The sequence below is a fragment of the Zoogloea sp. GW822-FHT05C07 genome (assembly GCF_058800215.1).
In genome coordinates this window covers 2,540,766-2,558,947 of sequence record NZ_CM179510.1, presented here as the reverse complement: position 1 = coordinate 2,558,947, position 18,182 = coordinate 2,540,766, and the positions used below count along the sequence as shown (strand labels likewise).

Genomic DNA, 18,182 nt, shown 5'->3' with positions numbered 1-18,182 from the left:
GAACGGCTGGCACGCCCTGCCCCACCTCCCGGCAACACCGGCAGCCGCTCCGGCGACGCGCGGCATGTGTCAGATGGTGACAAAAGTCCTGCCCCACACGCACGCCTCCCTCACCGCCGCCAGAATCGGAAACAATACGCGGCCGCGGTGGCCATACGGCCCCGCTCCCGGCAGAACCAAGGGAGGAACGGTGTTCCAATCGCTCAATGTAAAAAAACAGTTACTCGTCGTCGCAACGATTGTGTGTGCCCTCTTCGCGGGCCTGGCTATCCTCGTCTGGAGCGCGACGCAATCGATCATCGATGCCGCCCACGGCATGGCCCAGGGCAAGGACGTTGTCGCCGACGTGCTGCCGCCGCCCCTGTACGTCATCGAGGCCCAGCTGACGGCCCTGCAGCTCGGGCAGGCCCGGGCGGGGGAACGCCCTCCGCTGCTGGACAAGCTGACGACGCTCAAGCGCAAGTACGACGAACGCAACGCCTACTGGGCGGGGCAGGCCCTCACCCCGGAGCTGCGCGACGCATTGCTGGCAACCGAGAAGCGCACCGCGGATGCTTACTGGCGCTTCCTGTTCGACGACTACGTCGCCGCCCTCCAGCACGACGATACGGCGGAGGCCGCGGGCCTCCAGCAGACGCTGCTGGAACGCTACGAAGCCCATCGGGCCGCCGTCGATGCGACGGTGGGGATCGCCTCGGCCTTCGCCGACCGGACCTCCAACAACCTTTATCTGACGGCAAGCCGCGTCCGCCTGCTGGTCGGCGTACTGACCATCGGCGGCGTACTGCTGGCGGGCGGTCTGATGTTGCTCAGCGCCCGCGTCATCCTGCGCCGCCTTGGCGGCGAACCCATCGCGATGCAAAGGGTCGCCCGCCGGATCGCCATGGGCGATCTGGACACGGAAGTGGAGGTTGCCTATGGCGACGAGCGCAGCCTCGCGGCCTCCATACGGCACATGAAGGACAGGCTGCGCGAATCGATCGCCCTGCTCGAACAGGAACGCCGGCAGCTGCGCACGCTGATCAACACCCTGCCCGATCTGGTCTGGCTGAAGAACCCCCAGGGCGTCTTCATCACCTGCAACAACAAGTTCGAACGCCTGCTCGGGGCCCCCGGGAACGAGATCATCGGCAGGACGGATCACGACTTCCTCCCGGCCGAACAGGCCGACGCCTTCCGGCAACACGACCTGCATGCCATCGAAACCGGACAACCCTGCGTCAATGAAGAGACGGTGACCTACCGGGACGACGGCCACGAGGAAATGCTGGAGACGATCAAGACGCCGATGTATGACGACGCCGGCCGCCTGATCGGCGTGCTCGGCATCGCCCGCGACGTCACCCGCACCCATCGCCTGATGGCGGAGCTCGAAGCCGCGCGCCAGGACGCCCTCAAGTCGAACACCGCCAAAAGCGCCTTCCTGGCCAACATGAGCCACGAGATCAGGACCCCGATGAGCGCCATCATCGGCATGGCCGACCTGGCGCTGGCAACCCACCTGAGCCCCCGGCAGGCCAACTACGTCGGCAAGATCAGGGCGGCCTCGGAGAGCCTGCTCACCATCATCAACGACATCCTCGACTTCTCGAAGATCGAAGCCGGCAAGCTGGACCTGGAATACGCTCCGTTCGTGCTGGAGACCGTCTTCGAACAACTGTCCGGCATCGTCGCCCTGCGCGCCGAGGAACAGGGCGTCGAGCTGCACTACGACATCGACGACGACTCCCGCCTGCTCGAAGGCGATGCGCTACGGCTCGGCCAGATCCTGACCAATCTGGTGTCGAACGCCCTCAAGTTCTCGACCGGCGGCAACGTGGTCGTGGCGGTGGAAACCGGCCCGACGGAACGGGACACGGTGGAGCTCCACTTCTCCGTCAGCGACGAAGGCATCGGCATCAGCGAAGAGCAGGTGGCACGCCTGTTCACGCCCTTCACCCAGGCCGACACGTCGACCACCCGCCGTTATGGCGGGACCGGCCTCGGCCTGGCCATCTGTCGCCAGCTCGTCGACATGATGGGCGGCCGCATCTGGGTGGACAGCACGCTGGGCGCCGGCAGCACATTCCACTTCACCGCGCGTTTAAAGGCGTTCGGGCCGGATCGCCGGCGCGGCATCGGTGAATTCGGCCAACAGCTGGCAGCCCATGCCGCCCGCCCGGTGCTGGTGATCGACGACAACCCCGTCGCGCGGCACATCCACGCCCATCTGTGCCAGCAACTGGGCTTGCAAGTGGAGTTCGCGGGGAGCGGCGACGAGGTCCTGGCCCGCATGGCAGCGGCGCCACCCCCCGACTACCTGTTGTGTCTCGTGGACTGGCGGATGTCGGGCATGGACGGTGTCGAGACGATCCGGCGCCTCAAATCGGTCTATCGCGACCACCGGATGAAATCTCCGCCGATGCTGCTGGCCACCGCCTTCAGCCATCACAAGGAACTCGACGCCGTCGCTGGCGAGATCGACGGCCTGCTGGCCAAGCCCGTCAGCGCGCGCCACCTGTACGTCGAGATCGCCAACAGCCTCGGCTTCCCGGACAAGGGCGCCCCCGTGATCGAACGACGCGGCGTCACTACCCGGCAATGGTCGCGTTTCCACGGGCTGGACATCCTGGTCGTCGAGGACGTGGAGATCAACCGGGAGATCATCGGCGAACTCCTGGGCAGCGTGGGCCTGGCGGTGCGCTTCGCCGCCAACGGCCAGCAAGCGCTGGAGGCCGTCGCCACCAGACGACCCGACCTGATCCTGATGGACGTGCAGATGCCGGTGATGGATGGCTTCGCCGCGACGCGCCTGTTGCGGCAGCAAGCCGACTACCGGGACCTGCCGATCATCGCCCTGACCGCCAACACCATGGCCGACGAAAAGGAAGCCTGCCGGCAGGCCGGCATGAACGCCCACGTGGCGAAACCGATCGACATGGATACGCTGTTCGACGAGATCAACACCCACATGCCGGCCGAACGGATCACCGCCGCGGCGATCGTCGAAGACGAACAGCCGGTCGCCGTCTATCCCGAGCTACCGGGCATCGACGTGGCAGTCGGTCTCACTTACATCAAGAAAGCAAAGTCGCTGTACCGCCTCCTGGCCAAGTTCCGCGACACCCACGGCAAGACCTTCGAGCCCAGCTTTGCGCAGGCCATGGCCGCCAACGACTGGGGCAGCCAGATCCGGCTCGCCCACACCCTGAAAGGCATCGCCCGCACCCTCGGGGCTTACGATCTCGGCGAGGCAGCCGCCGCCCTGGAGGCCGCGGCGCACGACAAAGATCGGGAACGTACCGCGGCGCTCTTCGCACAGACCGTGGATCGGCTCCAGCACGTCACCGACGGATTGCTGGGGGTGGAGGCGCTGATCACCGCATAGTTTCGTGAGCGGGCCCGAGGCCGCCCTCGGCATCCGCAACTGCAAGGTCCAGCCAGCGCTCCAGCAGCGCGAACAGCACGTCCGGCGCCACCGGCTTGGCGATGAAGTCGTTCATGCCAGCCTCCAGGCAGCGGGCCTTGTCCTCGGCGAAGGCGTTGGCGGTAAGGGCCAGGATCGGCACGGCCTGCCGGCCGGGCAGCGCGCGGATGCGGCGCGTGGCTTCGAGGCCGTCCATGCCGGGCATCTGCATGTCCATCAAGATCAGTGCGTAGTCGTTGGTGCTTGCCATGTTCAGGCCCTGCACGCCGTCCTCGGCGGCATCCACCCGAAGCCCCACATCGCCGAGCAGGCTCAGCACGATCTCCCGGTTGACCGGCTCGTCCTCCACGAGCAGCACGCGGCGCCCCGTGTGGCGGTGCGCCAGGCGCTGCTCCGCCGCCTCGGGGGCACTGGCTAGCACCGCCGACAGGCCCTGCGCCCCCTTGCGCAGGCGGGCGGTGAACCAGAAGGTGCTGCCCTGCCCGGGCACACTGCTGGCGCCGGCATCGCCGCCCATCAGCTGGGCGATCTTCCTGGTGATCGCCAGCCCGAGACCGGTCCCGCCATACTTGCGCGTCATGCTGTTGTCGGCCTGCTCGAAGACGTTGAACAGGCGCGGCATGGCTTCCGCCGCGATGCCGACGCCGCTGTCCTCGACGGTGAAGCGCAGCACGACGCTGTCCGCCCCCTCCTCCAGCGTGTCGACGCGCAGCGCGATGCGGCCGGCCTCGGTGAACTTCACTGCGTTGTTGGCATAGTTGAGTAGGGCCTGCTGCAGGCGGGTCGCGTCGCCGAGCAATACGCAGGCCGGCGGCAGCTGCAGCTGCACGTCGAGCTGCAACCGGCGGTCCTCCGCCTGCCCGCGGACCATGTCCACCACCGCACCGACGATGCGCTCCATCTGCAGCGGTGCCGCGTCCATGCTGAGCTTGCCCGCCTCGATCTTGCTCAGCTCCAGCACCGCGTTGATGATGTGCAGCAGGTGCACGCCGGCCGCCTCCAGCTTGCCGAGCTGCTGGGCCTGGCGCGCGCTCAGGCCACCGCGCCGCAGCAGATGGGCCATGCCGATGATGGCGTTGAGCGGCGTGCGGATCTCGTGGGACATATTGGCCAGGAAGGCGCTCTTGGCCAGGTTGGCGCCCTCCGCCGCCCGCGTGGCCTGCAACAGTTCGCCGGTGCGGCGGGCCACCGTGTACTCCAGGTCCTGCCGATAGCGGGTCTGCCGCCACAGCAGCACCCCCAGCAGGGCCAGGCAGGCCAGCGTGGTCAGCGTTGAAATGAGTGCCGTGCGCCACCACTCGGCAAGGAAGTCGTCCGTCGCCAGCCCCACCGCCACATAGAAGGGGTAGGCACCGACGCGCTTGTACGCGTAGATGCGCTCCTGCCCGTCGAGCACCGCCTGGAAACGGATAATCCCCTCCCGGTCGCCCTGCTCGATGCGCTGGTACAGCGGATTGTTGCTGATCACCTGATTGACCGCCTCCGGCAGCAACGGGATGCGCATCACCAGCCGCGCATCGTCGCTGCGCCGCCAGGTGACGACCCCATGGGCACCGAGGTCGATGGCGTTCACCAGCGTGGACAGGTAATCCAGTTCGAGCGGCGCCATCGCCGCCCCGACGAAGCGCCCCTGGGCATCGCGGATCGGCAGCGCCGCAAAGAGCTGCGGCCGATGGCTGATACGCCCGACACTGACCTCGGAAAAGAACAGCGGATGATCCGGCTGCTGCTTGAGGATCTCGAAATAACTGCGCCCGCGCGCGCTCGGCGGCGTGCCTGTGCTGCGGGTTTCGGAGAGGTACAACACGTTGCCGTCCCGGTCGATCAGGCGCAGCCCGCTGATCTCCGGAAAACGCTGGGCCCACGCAGCGAGCTTGCGCTGCAGTTCCGGGGCATAGTGCTCCCGGGCGGCCAGATCGAGGGCCCCGACGGGGACCTCCTCCGCCAGCGCCGCGAGGGTCGTCTCGGTACGCCGCAGGGACACATCCAGCCGTGCTTCGAGCACCTCGACCAGATTGCGCGCATTGGCGGTCGCCAGCCGAATCTGGCCCTGGTAGCCCTCCGCCAGGAAGAAACCGAGCAGCACCAGCACCGCGACGGCAAACAACAGGAAGCCGCCAAGAGACTTCCAACAGGACAGCCTGGATGCGGATCTTGGACTTTCACACTTCGACTGCTCGGACAACGACTGGAAAGTCCGCATGGGGATCGACTGGGCCTCGGAATCTCGGGATCGAACTGCCGGCCGATCATAACGCCCTGGTCATCCCCTTGCACGCCACCACCGCACGCGCAAGAAGATATCTGGCCGGCGCAGTGGAAGCTGGGCGATAGTGCATGTTAACGTCCGCCCCCCGTCACACCGCTCACCCGCCATGGCCCCGTCCGCCGCCCTGCTGCCGCCCGCCGTCGACAAGCGCCTGCGCGACTTCGCCGGCGGCGCGCCGTTGCGGGTCCGCCACCAGGGTGCCGGCGAGCCCGGCAGCGACGTGTATTGCCACGCGGTGGTACGCGACATGGTGGCGGCCTCCGGCGGGCGCCAGTGTTTCGGCTGGCTGCACAGCCTGCCGGCCCACGCCGGGCCGCAGCAGGGCGCCCACGGTTTCACCTTCCACTCCGTGTGGCTGTCGCCGGATGGGCAACTGGTTGACGTGGCACCCCACGCCTTCTCGCGGGACGGCTGGAGCGTCTTCATCCCAGACCGCCGGCGGCGCTACGACTTTATGCAGGACATGGGCTACAACGCGCTGGTCATCTACACCGACGCCCGCGTCAGCGATTACGCGCGCAAGCTCAGCGGCCTGCCGGTGGCGCCCGGCGAGCTGTACTGGACCTCGCACCTCTACCTGTTGCCGGTGACTACTTATGAGGGGCGCTTCCGCCGCGCGTCGCGCTACCTGGCCGAGATCGAGCAGCGCTACGGCCTGCGCAGCGACGGCAAGCGCCTCGTCGGGCTGGAAGGGCTGAGCCACAGCCAGCGCATCGAACTGGCCTTCAATTACGGCGTGTATTGAGCTGCGCCGCCGCGCATTCCGATGCCGGAACGGCCACGCGGTTGACCTGGCGCAAACAAAGCCGGATTGCCATCGTTCCGACACCGTCCCGTTACCGTACTGTCATCCGGCGTACCCACAGTGCCCCCATCCAAACCACAAGAGGGCGGCCAGATGCATGATTTCCTTGAAAAACTGCGCACACTGCGGTGGGACGACCATCGCTATTACCACCAGTGCCGGATCAACCAGACGCTGCATCTGATCAGCGCCTTCAGCTTCCTGTGCGCCTACGGCCTGCTCTTCGTCGATCCGGCCATGGCGGGCCTGGTGGGCTGGCTGGTCGGCATGGTGGCGCGCCAGTCGGGGCACATCTTCTTCGAGCCGCGGGAGTTCGACCGGGTGAACAACACCAGCTACGACCACAAGGAATCGATCAAGGTCGGCTACAACATGCGCCGCAAGGGTGTGCTGATCGGCATCTGGCTAAGCATCCCGGCGCTGCTGTACGTGCAGCCGACGCTGTTCGGGCTGTTCGACGCGCAGGCCGGCTTCCTGCACAAGCTCGGCCTGGTGTGGCTGGGGCTGGGCATCGCCGGGCTCGCATTCCGCACCGGGCATCTGTTCTTCCTGCGCAGCCCGGCCTGGGGCCTGGCCTGGATGTGCAAGATCCTCACCGACCCCTTCCACAACGTGGACATCTACTGGAAGTCGCCGGTGTGGCTGCTGCGCGGCCAGCGCCTCGACCCGCTCGAGCACGACCTGGAAGAAGCGGCGGCCTGAGCCACCGCTTGGCATCAAAGCGGTGGCTCAGGCCGCAGGCGCCCCGCTGGCCGTCTTACTGCACCCGCACCTCGATGCGCCGCGGCTGGGCATGCTCGGCCTTGGGGATGCGCAGGGTCAGCACGCCGTGCTCGAAGCTGGCCGTCACCTTGCCGGCGTCGAGCTCCTTCGACAGCGTGAATTGGCGGCGGTAGCGCGGCAGGCCCACTTCGGTGTGGGTCAGTTCCATGCCCTCCGGCGCTTCGAGCACCACTTCACCGTCGATGGTCAGCACGTCGGCCTCCACGTGCAGGCTGAGGCGGTCCTTCGGCACGCCGGGCAGGTCGGCATACAGCGTGATGCCGCCGGCGTCCTCCAGCACATCGACGGGGGGCAGCAGCGCGGCGTCCTCGCGGGTCGCGGAGGCGCTCTTGGGGGCTTGGTTGTTATCGCTCATGGTCGGTCCTCCGGGGGCTTACTGGATGCTGATGCGGCGCGGCTGGGTTTCTTCGCGGCGCTGCACGCTGACGTGCAGCACGCCGTCGCGGTACTTGGCGACGATGGAATTGGGATCGATGTCGTCGGGCAGCGACACCACGCGGCGGAAGCGCCCGGCGAAGCGTTCGCCGATGTGCTCGGTGGCCTGCTCGGGCACCGCCGGCCGCTGGCGCTCACCGGCGATGGTCAGGATGCCCTTTTCGAGCTGCACGTCCAGCGTGGCCGGATCGAGGCCCGGCGCGAAGGCGTAGATCTCCACCGCATTCGGGGTGCCGCCCACGTTGAGGGCGGGATAGCCGCGCTTCTGGCCGCGGATGCTCGGGCCGGGTTCGACGGTCTGCTGCACGTCCCGCTGCAGCCGCTCGAGTTCGGCGAGCAGATCGCGGGGGAACATGGATCGGTAGTACATGCGTGCCTCCTGAAAGTGGGGGAAAAGGCGGCGCCGGGGCGCCCATGGCCCCATAGCTGAGTGCGCGCCCTGGCAATTTCAAGGCCTTGAAGTTCGCCTCCGCATCCCCCATCTTTCACGCAGGCGCGTGCGTGGCGCAGTGCTCCGCATGTGGCCCGACGGCCCACGACGACAGGCAGCCCGCATGCGCTACGACGACGACTCCTCCAACCAGCAGCAACGCTTTGCGCAGCGCTGGCTCCTCATAACCGTCTGCGTGGGGGCGCTGATGCTGCTGTGGCATTTTCTGCCGGCGCTGGAGTCCGCCTTCAGCCCCCAACAGGCCAGCGAGCGCATCGTGACGCCGCGCGGCGACCTGGCCGCCGACGAGAAATCGACCATCGAACTGTTCGAGCACGCGCGCAATTCGGTGGTGTACATCACCACCTCGCAGCTGGTGCGCGACACCTGGACCCGCAACGTGATGTCGGTGCCGCGCGGCACCGGTTCGGGTTTCATCTGGGACGACGCGGGCCATGTGGTCACCAACTTCCACGTCATCCGCGGCGCGTCGCAGGCCACGGTACGCCTCGCCGACGGGCGCGACTACCAGGCGGCGCTGGTGGGCGCCAGCCCGGCCCACGATATCGCGGTACTGCGCATCGGCGTCGGCTTCAAGCGCCCGCCGCCGGTGCCGGTGGGCACCAGCGGCGACCTGAAGGTGGGGCAGAAGGTCTTCGCCATCGGCAATCCCTTCGGCCTGGACTGGACACTGACCACCGGCATCGTGTCGGCGCTGGACCGCAGCCTGCAGGGCGACGACGAGGGCCCGCCGATCGAGCACCTGATCCAGACCGACGCGGCGATCAACCCCGGCAACTCCGGCGGCCCGCTGCTCGACTCGGCCGGCCGCCTGATCGGCATCAACACGGCGATCTACAGCCCATCCGGCACCTCGGCCGGCATCGGCTTCTCGATCCCGGTGGATACGGTGATGCGGGTGGTGCCGCAGCTGATCCACAGCGGCAAATACCTGCGCCCGGCCCTTGGCGTGGAGCTCGACGAGAGCCTCAACCAGCGCCTATCCCGCGGGCTGGGGGTCGAAGGGGTGGTGATCCTGCGCGTGCCACCGGGCTCGGCGGCCCACCGCGCGGGCCTGCACGGCATCACGCAGCACCCGGACGGCAGTCTGGTGCCGGGCGACATCATCGTCGCGGTGGAGGGCAAGCCGGTGGATTCGGTGGCCCGCCTGGTGGCACGCCTCGACGACTTCAAGGTCGGCGACACGGTGTCGCTCGAGATCCTCCGCGGCAGGGAGCGCCAGACGGTGACGGTGGCGCTGCAGCCGGGCAGCTGAGCGCCGGCCGCACAACGGGGGCTTCGGCCCCCGCAGCGATCACAGCTCGGTGAACAGCGCCCTGTCGGGCAGGCGCGACTTGGGCAGCTTGGCGTTGAAGTCGTCCGCGCCGCTGTAGCCGAGGGCCACCAGCACCACGCCGGTGAGGCCGCGCTCAGTGAGGCCGAGGGCCTCGTCCAGCGCCTTCACGTCGAAGCCTTCCATCGGACAGGCGTCGATGTCCAATGCCGCCGCGCCGAGCAGCAGGGTGCCGAGGGCGATGTAGACCTGGCGCTCGATCCAGCTGCGCTCGTCCTTCAGCTCGGTCTGGTGCAGGTTCACGTAGAAGCGCCGGCTCTTGTCCTGGTTGGCCTTGGCTTCGTCGGTCGCGAAACGGCCATCGGCGTGCTCGGCGTCGAGCACCGCCGACAGGTGGGCGTCATCCAGCGTGGTACGGGCACACAGCGCCACCACGTGGGAGGCCTTGCGGACCTTCGGCTCGTTGTACGCAAAGCCGCCCTGGGTGGCCTGCGCGACGCGAGCCTTGGCTTCCGGAGTGGCGGCGATGACGAAATGCCAGGGCTGGGAATTGACCGACGACGGGGCGTTGCGCAGCAGCACGCGCAGTTGCTCGACGAGGGCTTCGGGGATCTGGCGTTCGGCGTCGAAGGCCTTGGTGGTGTGGCGGGTCTGGGAAATGCGGGCTATATCCATAAGGGTGCGTGTCCTTGCGTTCTCGGTTGTCAGGCAGCGCGCCGCCACTGCGCGGAAGGGCGCTTGCGGCGCTGCAGCAGTGTAGAGGGCTGCCTGCGGCGGAAGTTCATGGCGGGCCTCATCACGCTGCGCGGGCGGCATCTAGCCCGCTGCCCGGGTGTCATCGTCGTGCAATCTGCGGTGCGCATGCTGGCGTTGGAGTCTGGAGGCGCGCCCGCCCCGGCCGGGCGTGCAATTTCATGTGCAAAGCTGTGACGAGGTGACCATGACGGCCAAAGTCTATTGCTACCACTGCATGACCTACCACCACCCCGAATCGATGCAGAAGATCACGACCCGCACCGGCGAGCGCTGGCGCTGCATCCGTTCCATCGAAGCCGCACAAACCAGCGTGAATGCGCGCGATGCCTTCGGCGAACGCCAGTCCGAAATCAACCGGGCCCGTGCCCGCGCGGTACAGGAAAACGCGCTGCTCGGACGACGGCTGGCAGAACACGCCCTCTAAGCATCGCGACAAGCCCGCCCTGCCGCCACTACCGCGGGCCGCGGTCGTGCCCCCCCCAGCACCGCATCAGCCGACCAGCGGCTCCGCCGCCACGACCACCCGGTTGCGGCCGGCCTCCTTGGCGGCATACAGCGCCCGGTCCGCACGCTCCACCAGATCGATGCCGACCGGGCCCATCGAGTGGTTCGGATTCTCCACTGGCCAGGCCGGCCGCAGGCAGGCCACGCCGATGCTGACGGTGACCCGGCTGGTTTCCAGCGTGCCGCGATGGACGATGCGCAGCGCAGCCACCGCATCGCGCAAGCGCTCGGCCACCTGGGAGGCGGCGGCCACGTCGGTGCCTGGCAGCAGCGCCACGAACTCCTCGCCGCCGTAGCGGGCCACCATGTCCGCGGCGCGGACGACCGCGACGTTGAGGGTCTTGGCGACCATCTGCAGGCAGCGGTCGCCTTCCACATGGCCGAAGTGGTCGTTGAAGTCCTTGAAGTGATCCACGTCGATCATCAGCACCGACAGCGGCTGGCCGCTGCGCATTGCGCGGCGCAGCTCGAGGTCGAGGGAGCCGTCGAAGGCCCGCCGGTTGCCGATACCGGTCAGCGCGTCCTGGGTGGTCAGGCGCTTGAGGGTTTCGGTCAGCTGCACCAGTTTGCGGTACAGGATGCCGCTTTCCACCAGCAACACCAGCAGCACGAAGCTCGCCGCCAGCAAGCCATATACGCGGCCAGCATAAAAACCCAGATCGAAGCGCCCGCCGTTGAGCATCGCCGACAGCGCGATGTCGATCAAGGACGCACAGATCATGATCATCAGCCACAGATCGAGCACCGAATGGGGGCGGCTGAACCACAGCACAGCCAGCGCCAGCAGGCTGGTGAACCACGTCGAGGCCACCACGAGCGACATCAACGGGCGGTAGCGGTTGCCGTCCATGATCGCCGGCAGCAGGTCCTGCCCGACGGTGGCCAGCGCGGTGAAGCCGGCGCTCAGCGCCACCATGCCCGCTCCGGCGGCCATCAGTGGCAGGCGCCGCCGGAGCGGCAGCACGGAAGACACGCAGTCCCGCCTCTTGAAACGCGCGTAGGCGACGATGAACAGCGGGAAGACACCGTGCCAGAACATGTACAGCCAGGCCGTGCTCTGCGGGCCGGAGCCCAGCAGGCCGGTGGAGGTGAACAGTCCCGGAAAGCTCAGCGCATGGGCGACGGTCATGCACGCCACGTACAGATAGCCGCAGCCCAGCACGAACAACGCGCGGGAATTGAACGAAAGATACTGGCTGAACAGCAGGGCCGCGGTGATCAGGTCGGTGACCACCAGCCAGGACTCATAGCACGGGATGAAGCCCCAGATCGGGGGCAGCGGCTCCTGCGCGAACGGGGCGAGCAGCGCGAAGACCAGCAGGGAGAACACCAGGACAGCCAGCGCCACGCGCTTTTCGCGCGGACTGGCGGTCAGCGTGGACAGGAACAGGGCGCTGCCGTCGGATGGATCGGCGGGAACGCTGTCGGTGAGTCCAGGCGCAGTCAAGGACATGATGAATTCCCGCTCGCGGTCGGTGTGACCATGCAGAGACGTCCAGAATAAGGCCCAACCCTCAATCGCCAAGCGTGAAATAAATCACGCTTTATGGCATTCCACGAATCACCCGGCACCAACAAGAAAGGCGCGCCGCTTCCGCAACGCGCCCCCCGTTCAAGGCCGCGGCCCCCTTTGCCGGGCGGGCCACGCTTGACTGCCGTTACCGGCTCACTTGCGCCGGCGGCGGCTCAGACCGAGGCCGAAAACGCCCATCCCGACGAGTGCGAGGCTGGCCGGCTCGGGCACCTGGAGGCTGAAGGCGCTCATCAGCAGCGGCTCCTGCACGTTGGCGGTCAGGTACAGGTCCAGCGTGTAGTTGCTGCGGCTGGACGACGCGCCGACATCGGCGTCCGACAGGCTCAGCTGGTAGTGGCTGGTATAGCTGCCGGGCAGCGACGTGTCGAGCAGCGCGGTGAACAACAGCGTGTCGCCCGGGTTCAGCTCGCTGAAGGTGGACAGGTCGGTGTACAACACACCGGTGTCGCCGCTGGCATTGATCGCGTCCAGGTCCAGGCCGACACGATCGCCGGCCAGGTTGGACAGGGAGAACAGCAGGCTGGCCGGCGTACCGGTCAGGAAGCTCCCCAGATCGATGGTCACCACGGACGAGGTCGAACCGTTGATCGTCGGCGCGGCGTGCAGCAGGTAGGAATACGTGGCATTCACGGTTCCGGACCAGTTGAGCGCCGCGGTGGTCGTTTCCGCACCGGTAAATGCACTGCCGGTCTGGGATGCGCTCAGCGTCGACGCGCTGCGATTGACCAGCACCGAGCTGCTGCCCACATAGGCGTTCAGGTCGGCCGCGTTGGCCGCGCCGGTCAGGTTGGTGGCGACGCTGGCGCTGGTCGAACCGTCGCTGCAGGCACCCTTTCGCAGGCCATTGCAGGTATCGCTGGCACTCAGCGTGGAGAAGGTACGAGTCACACCGGGCGCCGTGATCTGCGCACCGCTGCTACCGGAACCCTGGGTATGCACAGCATTGTTATTACCGTTGCCACCACCAGCCGTCGCGGTCGAGGCGACGGACAGGGTGCGGGACGAGGTCACGTTGATAGTGGCGCCGGTCAGCACGCCCAGGCTGGAATCAAACTGGGCGACGCTGCTGCTGCCCAGGGCGACGTTGTTCAGCGTGGTGGCACCGCCACCTTTGGGATCGCTGACCGATGCGCTGTCGTTGAAGCTGGCGTCGGCGGTGGTGGTCACCAGCAATGCGTGGGCGGACAGCGGCAGCGCCATGGTGCAGGCGCCGATTGCTGCGGCTTTCAGCACGCCGGAAAAGCGCGGTGCTGTAGTGGGGTATGTCATAAATGAACTCCTGTGGGTTAAGTCGCTAACGCAGTAGTGGTTTGGGTCCCGTTGCTGCGTGGTGACTGCCGGGATGAGTCCACAATAAGGACGAACCTCAACCCACAAGAGTGAAAAGATCACGGCTGACCTGTCGTTTTTACATTTATTTGGCAAAAATTGCAGATTTGCAAGACTCGCGACAGCTAGTCGAAAGTCATGCTTCAAAAAATCGAAGCCCGCCCTGCGCGGCCAAGCGCGGGGCGGGTTCATGACAATCAGCCGACCTGCGGGCTCTCGGGCCGCCCGCGGCAGGAAACAGTCAGTCAGACAGCTTCACCCGGGCATGCAACCGGGCACGCCCGAGGGAAACGAAATACCGGCTTGGAGCCCCCTCAGCGCCAGCCGCCGAACTGCCGCATATGCAGGCCGTCGGGCCCCGCATCTCGTTCCTCGGGGCCCTGCAGGCCCATCGTCGCAAGGCGCGCCGAACGGGAGTCGCGGGTCGTGTCGGTGATCCAGGCCAGGCCGGCTTCCAGTCGGTCCAGGCAGTGCCGCCAGAATGCAGAGAACATGTCTCATCCCTCCTCAACATTGATACGGTTCTAGCCAAGCAAACGACATACCAGTATTACCGTATTACGTATCCAGCAGGATACAGCCTGTATTCCACGTCGGATTGCGACTTTTCTGTCGCTTTCCCAACGCCTCTTCGTCGCGTCTCCTCCCCTTTCCGGCTGCCCGACTTGGTGCAGTTTTGACCTCCACGCCGTTTTTTAGTGCGTGAAATTTATTTTCATTTTGTTAAACCCCTTGGTTCTGTAGGGATTGGCGGCTTGGCATAGCTCGTGCTTTTCTCCATGTGAAACTTTTGTTCTTTACATGCAATGCCGCCTATGAAAACCCGCCCACATCCCGTCCGGCTTCCTTGCGGTTGCCGGGCCTCCCATGGAGGTTCCAATGAAATGGATTAGCGCAATCATCAAGCCGTTCAAGCTCGACGAGGTCCGCCTGGCCCTCAATGCCGTCGGCGTGAACGGTGTCACCGTCACCGATGTGAAAGGCTTCGGCCGTCAGAAGGGGCACACCGAGCTGTACCGGGGTGCCGAGTACGTCGTGGACTTCCTGCCCAAGGTGAAAGTGGAGGTTGCCGTGCCCGACGACGTGCTGGAAAGCGCGATCGCCGCCATCGAGCAGGCCGCCGCCACCGGCAAGATCGGCGACGGAAAGATCTTCGTCTTCGACCTGCAGAAGGCCGTCCGCATCCGCACCGGCGAAGCCGGTATCGAAGCCCTTTAGGAGCGCTCCCATGAAACGCATTCTTGCCCTGGCAACCCTGCTTTTCGCCCTCTGTTTCGCGATGCCCGGCTGGGCCGACGATGCCCCGGCCGCTGCGGCGACCATCAGCGCCGCCGCCACTCCGGCGGCCACAGCCGCAACTGCCACAGCCGCAACTGCCACAGCCGCAACTGCCACAGCCGCAACACCGGCAGCCCCTGCGGCAGCCGCCCCCGTTCCCAACAAGGGCGACACCGCCTGGCTGATCACCGCCACGCTGCTGGTGGTGATGATGGCAGCCCCCGGCCTCGGCCTGTTCTACGGCGGCATGGTCCGCAGCAAGAACATGCTGTCGATCCTCATGCAGTCGCTGGTGATCTTCTGCCTGCTCGGCGTGCTGTGGGCCGTTTACGGCTACAGCCTGGCCTTCACGGACGGCAATGCCTTCATCGGCGGCTTCGACAAGCTGTTCATGAAGGGCGTCACGCCGGACACCGTGGCCGCCACCTTCAGCAAGGGCGTCGTGCTGCCGGAGTACATCTTCGCGTCCTTCGAGCTGACCTTCGCGGCGATCACCCCGGCACTGATCATCGGCGGCTTCGCCGAGCGCATCAAATTCACCGCGGTGCTGGCCTTCATGGTGCTGTGGTTCACCTTCTCCTACATCCCGATGGCCCACATGGTGTGGTACTGGGCCGGCCCGGATGCCTTCACCTCCGCCGAAGCGGCCGAAAAGGCGGCTGAAGTGGGTGGCTTCCTGTTCAACAAGGGCGCCCTCGACTTCGCTGGCGGCACCGTGGTGCACATCAACGCCGGTATCGCCGCGCTGATCGGCGCCTTCATGATCGGCCCGCGCCTTGGCTACCGCCGTGAATCGATGGCCCCGCACAGCCTGACGATGACGATGGTCGGCGGCTCCCTGCTGTGGGTCGGCTGGTTCGGCTTCAACGTCGGCTCGTCCCTGGAAGCCGGCGCCACCGCGGGCCTGGCCTTCTTCAACACGCTGGTCGCCACCTGCGCGGCAACCGTTGCGTGGACCTTGATCGAAGCGATCTTCAAGGGCAAGCCGTCGATGCTCGGCGCGATCTCCGGCGCCATCGCCGGCCTCGTCGTGATCACCCCGGCCTGCGGCCTGGTCGGCCCGATGGGCGCCATCATCATGGGCCTGCTCGGCGGCCTGGTGTGCTACTGGGGCGTCAATGGCCTCAAGCGCATGCTCGGCATGGACGACACCCTCGACGTGTTCGGCGTGCATGGCGTCGGCGGCATCCTCGGTGCGCTGCTGACCGGCGTGTTCGCCTCCCCCGAACTGGGCGGCACCGGTGTCTACGACTATGTCGCCAACGCCGTCGCCCCGTACGACATGGGCGCCCAGCTGGTCGCCCAGGCCTGGGGCGTGGGCACCGCGGTGGTGTGGTCCGGCGTGGTGTCCTACATCGCCTTCAAGCTGGTGGACATGGTCATCGGCCTGCGGGTCGAGGAAGACGCGGAGCGCGAAGGCCTCGACCTGAGCACCCACGGCGAGTCTGCCTACCACGACTGAGCCCATGTCGATGAATCGTTTTATGAAGGGCCTGTTCGGGCCCCGCGGAAACGACTTCATGGCCGCCGACGACACCGTCGGCGGCGGGGCCCCGGAGCCCATCGCGGCTCCGCCGGCCCCGCCGTCGCCGGGCCGGCGTCTGGCCCTGTGGGGTCGCCACATCGCCCATCTGATCCGCCACGGCATGAATGCCGAAACCGCCCACGCCGCCCACTTGGGCGAAGTGGAAGCCCGCATCGGCGCGATGACCCTGGAGATAGAACGCGGCCAACGCCGCATGCAGGACGGCAGCGAGGAAGCCCACGCGCTGCGCGAGCAGGCCGAAGCTACCCTCGCCGCCAGCGCCGGCACCATCGACGCGGGCCTGGCCGAACTGGAAGCCACGCTGTCGGCCAAGGTCGCGCGCATCGGCGAAGTGGTCAAGGTGCTCGAGAAGATCGGCCGCGACCTCGACCTGCTGGCCCTCAATGCCGCCATCCAGGCTGCCAGCGCCGGCGAACAGGGGCGTGCCTTCGCGGTGGTCGCCGACAGCATCCGCGCCCTCGCCGGCGACACCGTCGCCAATGCCAAGAGCGCCTCCCGGCTGCTTGATTTCACCGACTTCCAGCACGGCCTGCAGGGTTTTCGCCAGGAGAGCGCGGCCAGCGTGGCCCGCGCCAACCAGGAAACCGGCGCCGCCTTCACACGTATCGAGGACACCTTCGCCGGGCTGCGCGATGCCCTCGCGACCCTCGACGAACACGGGCGGGTCATCTCCGCCATGCACACCCTCAACCAGTCCACCTTCGACCGCCAGCGCCTCAAGCTCGAATGGGCCGAGCGCCTGTGCGTCGACATGGGCGGACTGGAAAAACAAGCCCACGACAACATCGTGCCGGTGCTCGACCGCCTGCTCGACAAGGAAGGCCTCACCGCCGACGCCGGCTACGACCGGCTGGCCGACATTCGCCGCCGCGGCCGCCTGCGGGTGGCCATCGAGCCGGCCTTCAAGGGCCTGTCCTTCCGCCTGCAGCCCGGCGCGCCGCTGCGCGGGCTGGACGTGGACTACGCCCGCGCCTTCGCCAAGCACCTGGGCGTGGCGGTGGACTTCGTCGAACACCCGTGGGACCAATGCACCGAACTGCTGCAGGCCGGCCGCCGCCCCGGCGAGCCCGCCGCCGACCTGGTGTGGAGCGCGCTGCCGCCGAACGCCGCCTACAAGGGCGTGGCCTTCTCGGACAGCTACACCTACCTGAACTACGTGCTGGCGCGCCGCCACGGCGACACGCGCATCGACGGCGTGGCCAGCCTGGAAGGCAAGGTCCTCGGCTGCATCAACGACCCAGCCGCCTTCGCCGCGCTGGAAGCCGCCGGCCTGCGCTGGAGCAAGCACACCCGCAAGGAGCCGGGCACCGTGCGGCTGGCCAACCTGATCGGCTATTCCGACCAGGGCGTCATCCACGACGCGCTGGCCGACGGCACCGTGGATGCCTTCGCGGTGGATCACCCGATCTTCGCGTGGGCCTGCTACGGGCAGGACAGCCCGTGGCGCGGGCGCATCGAGATTATGCCCGCCGCCCTGTCGCGCCAGCCCTGGTTCTACGCGGTCGGCGTCGCCGACGATCCGTCATCGTGCCGCCTGCTGCAGCAGGTCAACCGCTTCATCGCCGGCTTCATGAAGAGCCGCGAGCGGGAACAGATCGAGAAGACCTGGCAGTTCGCGGTGCTTCGCGGCACCGGCAGCTACCGCGACGAAGCCGGCAAACTGCGCGGCGAAGACGCGCTGGCCGCCGATCTGGCCCGGCTGGCACCGTGCGAGCCGTGAAATCCTGTGCCCGCCGGGGCCTGCCTTCCGTCGTGGATGCAGGTCCGCGCGGGAAATTCGCCGTTCGTCCGCGGAGCCCCGATCAGGCACCGC

Annotated in this window: 15 protein-coding genes; 8 read left to right on the top strand and 7 right to left on the bottom strand. The window is 67.1% G+C overall.

Annotation, left to right across the window (positions count from 1 at the left end; translation table 11 throughout):
• Positions 1-241: 241 nt before the first annotated feature.
• Complete coding sequence (locus AC3QL2_RS12040) at positions 242-3,367, top strand: hybrid sensor histidine kinase/response regulator (RefSeq protein WP_493235990.1); 3,126 nt, start codon at positions 242-244, stop codon at positions 3,365-3,367.
• Here AC3QL2_RS12040 and AC3QL2_RS12035 read toward each other — a convergent pair.
• Positions 3,357-5,513, bottom strand: a complete 2,157-nt coding sequence (locus AC3QL2_RS12035) for a hybrid sensor histidine kinase/response regulator (RefSeq protein ID WP_493235991.1) — start codon at positions 5,511-5,513, stop codon at positions 3,357-3,359. The genes AC3QL2_RS12040 and AC3QL2_RS12035 overlap by 11 nt on opposite strands.
• 268 nt (positions 5,514-5,781) lie before the next feature.
• Here AC3QL2_RS12035 and AC3QL2_RS12030 point away from each other — a divergent pair, with 268 nt between their 5' ends.
• Positions 5,782-6,420 carry a hypothetical protein gene (locus AC3QL2_RS12030; protein WP_493235992.1) on the top strand — a complete coding sequence of 213 codons (639 nt, stop codon included), beginning with the start codon at positions 5,782-5,784 and terminating at the stop codon, positions 6,418-6,420.
• A 153-nt stretch (positions 6,421-6,573) separates the two neighbouring features.
• A complete protein-coding gene (locus AC3QL2_RS12025) occupies positions 6,574-7,182 on the top strand; it encodes a hypothetical protein (protein WP_493235993.1) in 609 nt (202 codons plus the stop codon).
• A 55-nt stretch (positions 7,183-7,237) separates the two neighbouring features.
• Here the strand turns inward: AC3QL2_RS12025 and AC3QL2_RS12020 are convergent, their stop codons facing one another.
• Together AC3QL2_RS12020 and AC3QL2_RS12015 are read right to left on the bottom strand one after the other, a co-directional pair.
• Positions 7,238-7,618 carry an Hsp20/alpha crystallin family protein gene (locus AC3QL2_RS12020; RefSeq protein WP_493235994.1) on the bottom strand — a complete coding sequence of 127 codons (381 nt, stop codon included), beginning with the start codon at positions 7,616-7,618 and terminating at the stop codon, positions 7,238-7,240.
• 18 nt (positions 7,619-7,636) lie between these two features.
• On the bottom strand, positions 7,637-8,068 hold the full coding sequence (locus AC3QL2_RS12015) for an Hsp20/alpha crystallin family protein (protein WP_493235995.1): 432 nt from the start codon (positions 8,066-8,068) through the stop codon (positions 7,637-7,639).
• 184 nt (positions 8,069-8,252) lie between these two features.
• On the opposite strand from AC3QL2_RS12015, the gene AC3QL2_RS12010 reads away from it, so the two are divergent.
• Entirely contained in the window at positions 8,253-9,404 is a 1,152-nt protein-coding gene (locus tag AC3QL2_RS12010; protein ID WP_493235996.1) for a S1C family serine protease, read from the top strand.
• A 39-nt stretch (positions 9,405-9,443) separates the two neighbouring features.
• Here the strand turns inward: AC3QL2_RS12010 and nfsB are convergent, their stop codons facing one another.
• Positions 9,444-10,097 (bottom strand): oxygen-insensitive NAD(P)H nitroreductase, encoded by a 654-nt coding sequence (gene nfsB, locus AC3QL2_RS12005; RefSeq protein WP_493235997.1) that lies wholly within the window; start codon positions 10,095-10,097, stop codon positions 9,444-9,446.
• Positions 10,098-10,362: 265 nt separating this feature from the next.
• On the opposite strand from nfsB, the gene AC3QL2_RS12000 reads away from it, so the two are divergent.
• A complete protein-coding gene (locus AC3QL2_RS12000; RefSeq protein WP_493235998.1) occupies positions 10,363-10,602 on the top strand; it encodes a hypothetical protein in 240 nt (79 codons plus the stop codon).
• Between the two features lie 66 nt (positions 10,603-10,668).
• Here the strand turns inward: AC3QL2_RS12000 and AC3QL2_RS11995 are convergent, their stop codons facing one another.
• The 3 genes from AC3QL2_RS11995 to AC3QL2_RS11985 form a co-directional block, all read right to left on the bottom strand.
• The gene (locus AC3QL2_RS11995; RefSeq protein WP_493235999.1) at positions 10,669-12,135 is read right to left on the bottom strand and encodes a sensor domain-containing diguanylate cyclase; all 1,467 of its coding nucleotides are present in this window, start codon (positions 12,133-12,135) and stop codon (positions 10,669-10,671) included.
• A 213-nt stretch (positions 12,136-12,348) separates the two neighbouring features.
• Positions 12,349-13,485, bottom strand: a complete 1,137-nt coding sequence (locus AC3QL2_RS11990; protein WP_493236000.1) for a PEP-CTERM sorting domain-containing protein — start codon at positions 13,483-13,485, stop codon at positions 12,349-12,351.
• A 374-nt stretch (positions 13,486-13,859) separates the two neighbouring features.
• The gene (locus AC3QL2_RS11985) at positions 13,860-14,039 is read right to left on the bottom strand and encodes a hypothetical protein (protein ID WP_493236001.1); all 180 of its coding nucleotides are present in this window, start codon (positions 14,037-14,039) and stop codon (positions 13,860-13,862) included.
• 385 nt (positions 14,040-14,424) lie between these two features.
• Here AC3QL2_RS11985 and AC3QL2_RS11980 point away from each other — a divergent pair, with 385 nt between their 5' ends.
• The 3 genes from AC3QL2_RS11980 to AC3QL2_RS11970 are packed head-to-tail and all read left to right on the top strand — an operon-like array spanning position 14,425 to position 18,089.
• On the top strand, positions 14,425-14,763 hold the full coding sequence (locus AC3QL2_RS11980) for a P-II family nitrogen regulator (RefSeq protein ID WP_079436551.1): 339 nt from the start codon (positions 14,425-14,427) through the stop codon (positions 14,761-14,763).
• Between the two features lie 10 nt (positions 14,764-14,773).
• On the top strand, positions 14,774-16,285 hold the full coding sequence (locus tag AC3QL2_RS11975) for an ammonium transporter (protein WP_493236002.1): 1,512 nt from the start codon (positions 14,774-14,776) through the stop codon (positions 16,283-16,285).
• A 58-nt stretch (positions 16,286-16,343) separates the two neighbouring features.
• Entirely contained in the window at positions 16,344-18,089 is a 1,746-nt protein-coding gene (locus AC3QL2_RS11970; RefSeq protein WP_493236003.1) for a methyl-accepting chemotaxis protein, read from the top strand.
• The last annotated feature ends 93 nt before the right edge of the window (positions 18,090-18,182 follow it).